Consider the following 868-nt stretch of genomic DNA (forward strand, 5'->3'; position numbering starts at 1 on the left):
CGGTTCGGTTGCTGCGCCGTGGGCGTAAACATTACACTGCTCACAGTTGGATTAACAGAGGTAGTGTAATTTACGGTAGTGGTATTTGAGCTGGTAAGAAACAGGGTTGACCCCGAGTTCATGAGCAATGAGCTTAATGTGCCATTGTTTGATCCTGTCCTGTTTACCGTTACATTATAGGTTTTGGTGGTGATACCATCCTGCGCGGTTACCACTGTGGTAATTAAAGTAGGGCCGCTGTTAAGCGTTATTACTCCCGATGCGGAACCGCTGCTAACCGGTACGCCATTTACGGTTACCGTGGCATTTGCATCCTGTGTRGTAGGTTTAATTGTTATGCTGCTGACGGCRGGATCTACGGCGGTTGTGTAATTCACATCATCAGGGCCAAATGCCGGAAACATTGCTCCGGGCGGGTTCATGATCAAGGAGCTTAAGGTGGCATTATTTGATGCCTTRATTACCGTTACAGCATAAGTTTTGATAGTAGTTCCATCTGGGGCAGTTACCAGTACAGTTATTGTGGTAGGGCCGGTGTTCAGGGTTATCGGACCCGAGGCGGAGCCGCTGCTTACGGCCACCCCGTTTACGGTTATTGTYGCACCAGCTTCAACTACTGTTGGTGTAAAGGTAACGGTGTTTATGGAGGGATCTACAGACGTTTTATAATTCACATTGCTTACGGTGGCGCTTGTCAGCAGCAGCGGAGAAGCCGGGCTCAGGATCAACGTGCTTAACGCGCCGCTGTTTGACCCCGTTTTGTTTACCGTTACGGTATAGGTTTTTGTAGCAATGCCATCCGGCGCAGTTACCACGGTAGTTATTAAAGTGGGGCCGCTATTAAGCGGTATGGGAGCCGATGCTGTAC

At 49.4% G+C, this 868-nt stretch carries 1 protein-coding gene; it reads right to left on the reverse strand.

Going from position 1 to position 868, the window contains the following annotated elements; all coding sequences use genetic code 11:
* Positions 1-868: cadherin-like beta sandwich domain-containing protein (locus tag AC1DU2_RS30840; protein WP_477389475.1), on the reverse strand; the 868-nt coding region annotated here is incomplete at both ends.

It is taken from the genome of Mucilaginibacter sp. P4_C11 (genome assembly GCF_056402115.1).